This window comes from Methyloceanibacter sp. (genome assembly GCF_049590335.1).
Lineage (GTDB): Bacteria > Pseudomonadota > Alphaproteobacteria > Rhizobiales > Methyloligellaceae > Methyloceanibacter.
In genome coordinates, this window is sequence record NZ_JBAWCQ010000135.1 from 1 (window position 1) to 6,415 (window position 6,415).

Annotated in this window: 8 protein-coding genes; 6 read left to right on the forward strand and 2 right to left on the reverse strand. The window is 62.8% G+C overall.

Annotation, left to right across the window (positions count from 1 at the left end; all coding sequences use genetic code 11):
- Positions 1-10: 10 nt before the first annotated feature.
- Both WBQ77_RS10765 and WBQ77_RS10770 read left to right on the forward strand, forming a co-directional pair.
- Positions 11-115 (forward strand): hypothetical protein, encoded by a 105-nt coding sequence (locus WBQ77_RS10765; protein WP_424060223.1) that lies wholly within the window; start codon positions 11-13, stop codon positions 113-115.
- Between the two features lie 86 nt (positions 116-201).
- Positions 202-1,452, forward strand: coding sequence for a diphosphate--fructose-6-phosphate 1-phosphotransferase (locus tag WBQ77_RS10770; protein WP_424060209.1), 1,251 nt, complete (start codon positions 202-204; stop codon positions 1,450-1,452).
- Between the two features lie 9 nt (positions 1,453-1,461).
- Here WBQ77_RS10770 and speE read toward each other — a convergent pair whose 3' ends face one another.
- The gene (gene speE / locus WBQ77_RS10775; RefSeq protein WP_424060211.1) at positions 1,462-2,316 is read right to left on the reverse strand and encodes a polyamine aminopropyltransferase; all 855 of its coding nucleotides are present in this window, start codon (positions 2,314-2,316) and stop codon (positions 1,462-1,464) included.
- Positions 2,265-2,804: an adenosylmethionine decarboxylase gene (gene speD / locus WBQ77_RS10780; RefSeq protein ID WP_424060213.1), complete on the reverse strand. Its 540-nt coding sequence runs from the start codon at positions 2,802-2,804 to the stop codon at positions 2,265-2,267. The genes speE and speD overlap by 52 nt, the downstream gene beginning before the upstream one ends.
- 213 nt (positions 2,805-3,017) lie before the next feature.
- On the opposite strand from speD, the gene WBQ77_RS10785 reads away from it, so the two are divergent.
- From WBQ77_RS10785 to WBQ77_RS10800, 4 genes are all read left to right on the forward strand, one after another.
- Entirely contained in the window at positions 3,018-4,106 is a 1,089-nt protein-coding gene (locus WBQ77_RS10785) for a poly(3-hydroxybutyrate) depolymerase (protein WP_424060215.1), read from the forward strand.
- Between the two features lie 5 nt (positions 4,107-4,111).
- Entirely contained in the window at positions 4,112-4,558 is a 447-nt protein-coding gene (locus WBQ77_RS10790; RefSeq protein WP_424060217.1) for a GNAT family N-acetyltransferase, read from the forward strand.
- 16 nt (positions 4,559-4,574) lie between these two features.
- Positions 4,575-5,039: a thioredoxin-dependent thiol peroxidase gene (gene bcp / locus WBQ77_RS10795; RefSeq protein ID WP_424060219.1), complete on the forward strand. Its 465-nt coding sequence runs from the start codon at positions 4,575-4,577 to the stop codon at positions 5,037-5,039.
- Positions 5,040-5,093: 54 nt separating this feature from the next.
- A partial coding sequence (locus WBQ77_RS10800) for a serine hydrolase domain-containing protein (protein ID WP_424060221.1) occupies positions 5,094-6,415 on the forward strand: 1,322 nt, incomplete at its 3' end.

A 6,415-nucleotide genomic window follows, 5' to 3' on the forward strand; every position in this document is an offset into this window, starting at 1 on the left:
CAAATATACCGTGGAGCGTTTCCAGGACCTCGCGGCGCGCGCCGGCTGGACTCCGGCCCGGGTTTGGACCGACGAGTCCGCACTTTTCAGCCTCCATCTCTTGCTGCTTCCGTAAACTGCGGACAACCGCAGCTTCGTCTTGCAACGGGGCAAGGCTCCGGGGCATTGTGCCGCCACCATGAGGAGCAGGAGGGGTAACGCGTGTCCGATCTTCCAACCGGCAATGCGGCCATCGGCCAATCGGGCGGGCCGACCGCCGTTATCAACCAATCTCTGGCCGGCGTCGTCGAGGGCCTGCAGGCGGGCCTCGTTGCGTCCGGCACGGTGAAAAAAATTTACGGCATGCGCCATGGCGTGCGCGGGATCGCCAAGGACGGCGGCGATCTGGTCGATCTCACGAGCCTTACAGCCGAGACCATCGAGGCCATCGCGCGGACGCCATCCGCAGCGCTCGGCTCCACCCGCGACAAGCCCGACGATGCCTATTGCGCGCAGATTCTTGAGGGCTGCCGTCAGAACGACATCCGCTATTTCTTCTATATCGGCGGCAATGATTCCGCCGATACCTGCCGGATCGTGAGTGAGAAAGCAGCCGAAGCAGGGTACGAGATGCGCTGTTTTCACGTACCCAAGACCATCGACAACGATCTGATGGAAAACGATCACACGCCGGGCTTTGCCTCCGCCGCGCGCTTCGTGACGCTCGCCCATATGGGTGACGCGCTGGACAATGCCAGCCTTGGCGGCATCAAGATCAATGTCGTCATGGGCCGCAATGCGGGCTTTCTCACCGCCGCGGCGTCACTTGCACGGCGCGCGCGGGAGACCGACAAGGACGCGACCAAACGCCCGGCACCGCATCTGATTTACGTGCCAGAAGTGCCCTTCGTGATGGACCACTTCCTCCGTGACGTGGAGGCCGTCTACACCAATCTTGGGCGCTGCCAGGTCGCCGTGAGCGAGGGCATCCAAGACAGCGACGGCAACGAGATCGGGCCGCAGCTCATGCGTTCGGGCGAGGTGGACGCGCACGGCAATGTGCAGCTGTCCGGCTCCGGCGCATTGGGTGACGGGCTTGCCGACACGGTCAAGAAGGCGCTGACACCTGCGAGCGGAAAAGCGCCGCGCGTCCGCGCCGATACGTTCGGCTATTTGCAGCGCTGCTGGCCGGTGACCTCCCCCGTCGATGCCATGGAAGCTCGTGGCGTCGGCCGACATGCGGCGACACTTGCTGCCGAAGGGGACGGCGGTGCGTCCATCACCATCGTGCGGACCTCGAGCGTACCCGGCGATTATCGCAGCGCTTTTAGCCGGGCCGACCTCTCGGCGGTAGCCCGCCACGCGCGGCATATGCCGGAAGATTTCTCGGACGACGGCAACAACATCAGCGCAGCGTTCTATGATTACTGCATGCCGCTGGTGGGAGACCTTCCGGTGTTCGGGAAGCTTTAGCCGGCGCGGCTAAGCCTCAACCAGGTTCCGAACATAGTTGGGCAGCGCAAAGGCTGCGACCTGCACCTCCGGGTTCCAATAGCGTGTCGGAAAGGCGCCTGCCTTCTCGTGGCGCTTTGCAAGCTTCTTGCAGCTGTGCCGCCGGAGTTTCTTGTCATCGCTCGCCCAACCATAGGCCATCGCGTCTCCAAAATAGCTCGGCGTTGTCGCCATGTAGGCATACGCATCCTTGAACAACGCGTGGAAGTAGCCAACCGATTCCTTGAGCTCCGGACCTTGCAGGAAAGGCAGCCCGTTCTGGGTAACGAGCACGCCGCCCGGCTTCAGCGCCCGGCGGCACGTCGCGTAGAATTCTTTGGTGAAGAGGACCGCGCCCGGCCCGATGGGGTCGGTCGAGTCCACGAGGATTGCGTCGAAGCGATCTTTCGTTTCGCCCACGAACTTGGTGCCGTCGGCGATGACCACGCGCGTGCGCTTGTCGTCATACGCCCCTTGGCTGATCTCCGGAAAGTGCGCGCGGCAAAGATCGATCACGCTGCGGTCGATTTCGCACAGTGTAGCGCTCTTGACTTGGGGGTGCCGCAAGACTTCGCGCAAAACCCCACCATCACCGCCGCCGACGACGAGCACCTTTTTGGCCTTGCCATGGGCGAAGAGCGGCACATGAGCCATCATCTCGTGATAGACGAACTCGTCCCGCGTCGAGACCTGAACCACACCGTCCAGCATCATCACGCGGCCGAAATCCTCGTTGTCGAAGATGATCAGTTGCTGATGGTCCGTCTGGCTGTCGAACAGGACCTTGTCCACCTTCAGGCGGACGCAGAAGCCGTCATGGAGTGTCTCTTCGACCCAGCGTTCCATCGCTCGAGCTCCCTGCCGCGAAGTTCGGTTTTGACAACGACCTTGTCGGGCGAAAAGGCCTGCTTCATTACGTCGATGGTCGCGTTCGGATCGGCCGAGCCGCACATGAAGACGTCCAGCGCCGCGTAGCCGTGTTCGGGCCAGCTATGAATCGAGATATGCGACTCGGCGAGCACTGCGACGCCCGACACACCGCCATTGGTCGCGAAACGATGCAGGTGGATATGCAGGAGCGTCGCGCGTGCTGCGTCCACACACCGCCTCAGCGTCGTCTCGATGTGGTCTAGATCGTCGAGCCGCACCGCCCCAACGAGATCGATGATCAAATGCGTGCCGGCGTAGCGCTCGCCGTTTCGCTCGCAGAAAAAGTCGTTGCGCTCCTCGCTCCCCTTGGGATCGAGGCACAGGGATTGCGATTCTTCCGTTTGGGCGGTGCTTGAACGATGATCCAAGTCCATCCCCAATTGGAAGAGGGCGTCACTGGACATGGCGTCCTCCCCAACCAGCACATAGATCCAGTCGAATAAGGAGCCGGTTTTGCCATCGCGCGAGTCCCGGTTGCAAGTAGTTTTTGGCGCGAGCGGTCATATTGAGACCCCGTGACGCGTGTTACCGAAACGGCATCCGCACTCTAACTTAGAGTGTGACGGCAAGAGGATAGACCAAAGTCGGCGACCCATGCCCGAGGAGACCATTCTGCCATGACATTCAGGCCAAGACCGCAGGCCGCCGCGAAAGGTGCAGCCATGGTTGCCCTTCTCGGGGCAGTCCTGCTCTCCCCCAACCCGGCCGCCGCCGACGCCCTGCCGAAAATCGGTGCAGCGCTGTCGCAGACATCGGTTTCGGGCCTGTCGTCGGGCGCCTTCATGGCCGGGCAGTTGGAGATTGCGCATTCGGACGACATCGTGGGCGCGGGCATTGTCGCCGGCGGCCCATACGCCTGTGCCGAGACGTCGGCGGAGCGCTTGTTCCCTTATTGGCCGACGGCCGTGGCCCAGAACGCCGTGAAGGCAGCCCAGGGGTGCATGAAGACAATCCTCGGTGAGCCCGACCCCGAGACGCTGCTCGCGCGGGCCAAAAGCCTGGCGGAGGATGGTAAGATCGACCCGTTGTCCGCGCTCGCTAAGCACAATGTCTATCTTTATTCTGGCGACAAGGATTCCACAGTCAGCCGTCCCGTGGTGGAGGCTACCAAACGCTTCTACGAGCGCGCGGGCGTGCCCCAGGGCAACCTCTCCTATGTGGAGGGCGACGGCGGCCATGCCTTCATCACCGAGGACGGTGGGGCTGCCTGCGGCCTGTCGGAAACGCCCTATGTGAGCGACTGCGATTATGACCAGGCCCGCGCCATTTTGGGCTGGATCTATGGTCCCTTGAAACCGGCGAGCTCCGAGGTGACAGGCGAATTCGTCGTGTTCGAGCAGGCCGAATTCACCGAGCCCGGCGAAGGCTTCGCCGACGAAGGCGTTGTCTACATTCCGCCTTCGTGCCGAGAGGCTCCCGGCTGCCGCGTGCATGTGGCGCTCCATGGCTGCCAGCAATCCCGGGCCCGGGTCGGCGGGACGTTTATCGAGGAAACGGGCTATGCGGAGTTGGCCGACGCGAACCACCTCATTATCCTGTTCCCGCAGATCGCCTCCAGCGCGGTGAACCCGCAAGGTTGCTGGGACTGGTGGGGCTATACGGATCTCGATTATCTTGGCAAGGACGCGCCGCAGATCAGCGCGCTCTGGAAAATGGTCGAGCGTCTCGCGGAAGCTCCAGCGAAGGCGCCGCCCGAACAGGAGTGACCGGCATGGACCGCGGCACGACCATCCTGATCTTCGAGGCACCGCTCGACTCCGGTCTCTATTACGATGGACTGCGCCTGCGGGAACACATCCTGCGCAGGCCCTTGGGGCTTACGGTGAGCCGTGAGGAGCTGGCGGACGACACCATGCGCCAGCATTTCTGCGCGGTGGACTGCGGCGCGGTGGTTGGCACGGTGTCGTTGTGGCCGTTGGATGAATCCACGCTGCACCTCAAGCAAATGGCCGTCGCCGAGCCCAAGCGCGATGCGCGTATCGGGTCGCACTTGGTCAGGCACGTGGAACGCTGGGGCACATCCGCCGGCTTTCGGCTTATGATCGCCCATGCCCGTGTCGGTGCCGAGGGATTCTACCTCAAGCACGGCTACGCGCAGGAAGGCGGCGTGTTTTTCGAACAGACGATTCCGCACATGCGGGTGACGAAGCGAATCTGATAGGAGACGACACAGTATGAGTTTAGAGGCCGGCGACAAGGCGCCAAGTTTCAACCTCCCAACCGACGGCGGCGGTACCATCTCCTTGAAGGACCTCAAGGGCAAGACCGTCATCCTGTATTTCTACCCGAAGGACGACACCTCCGGCTGCACAGCCGAAGCTTGTGCCTTTCGCGATGTACTCCCCGATTTCTCCAAGGCGAAGGCGAAAGTCGTCGGCGTCTCCAAGGATCCGGTGAAGAAGCACGACAAGTTCAAGGAGAAATACGACCTCACCTTTCCGCTCGCCTCGGACGAAGACGGCAAAGTTTGCGACGCCTATGGCACATGGGTCGAGAAGAGCATGTATGGCCGCAAATACATGGGCATTGAGCGCTCGACCTTTCTCATCGACGGCACAGGCGTCATCCGCGAGATCTGGCGGAAGGTGAAGGTGCCGGGCCACGTCGATGCGGTGCTGAAGGCCGCGCAAGAACTGTAGGGGGCGTGACGGCGTCTCGTGCCCAAAGCTCTGTTGCTCTCAGGTAGACTCTGGTTGGCGGTCACTACCGTTGCAATCGCAGCGGTTGCGCTGTTCGTGGTGGCGCCGCTTTATCGCGTTGCCCTGCTCGGCTCCGGCTACATGGCCCAGCAGCTCTGTGCGGGAATTTTCATCTCGGGACGCGCTTTCGACGATGTGATGGCGCAGGACCTCACGGGGCCTGGCCTTGGGCCCTTGAGCCTGTTCACACCATCAGTGAATGCCAAAGAGAGGGATGTCAGCGCCTCGGCGTTTGGCCTTGCGCACCGGACTGCAATTTATCGCGACGGCCTCGGCTGCACACTGATCGACGACAGACCGGCATCGGAACTCCGGGCGGAGACTGCAGGTCTCTTCCCGGCCTCCGAGCCGCCTGCCCCGAACGCAGAATGGCCGGAGGGCGCTGAGGTCTCGGCCGGCCCGTGGCGGGACAATTTTCCATGGCCCGATGGCGTGGACGGCCCGATGGCCTCCGGCGCGGTCGACGCTATCTTCGCCGAACGGCATCCGCTGCGTCCTCGGGGCACGCGCGCCCTCGTGGTGGTTCAAGGTGGTCGTATAGTGGCCGAGCGCTATGCGCCCGGTTTCGATGCCACCATGCCGCTCGTGGGCTGGTCGATGAGCAAGACAGCCACCAACGCGCTGGTCGGATTGCGGATCGAAGACGGCACTCTTGCGCTGGACGACACGCGCCTCTTGCCGCAATGGCAAGAGCCGCAGGCCCCGAGCGGCGCCATCACGCTGAACGAGCTGATGCGCATGACGTCGGGCCTTACCTTCGACGAGGACGCGGACGACAAGCTGTCCGACCTGTCGCAAATGATGTTCGTTCGCGGCAATACGGCCAAGTTCGCCGCGTCGCAGCCGCTGGACCATAAGCCTGGGACCCATTGGTCGTATTCCAGCGGCTCCACCGCGATCTTGTCCGGGATTCTGCGCGAGACGTTCGATCACGAGCGCGACTACCTTCGCTTTCCACGCGCGCGGCTGTTCGCGCCACTCGGTATGCGGACGGCGCTGCTGCCACCGGATGCATCCGGCACGCTGATGGGCGGAGCGTTTCTTTATGCCTCGGCACGGGACTGGGCGCGGCTTGGGCTGCTGTTCCTGCGCGACGGAAAGTGGCGCGGGAAGCAGCTCCTTCCCGAAGGTTGGGTTGCCTACACAACGGAGCCCACGCCCCAATCCCCGGACGACGAGTATGGCGCACAGGTCTGGCTGAAGCTTACCTCCTCGCCGGGTTTGGGCGAACCGCCGATGCCAGCCGACACCTACTATATGCTCGGTCATCAGCGGCAAGTGGTGGCGATGATTCCCTCGAAAGACCTTGTGGTCGT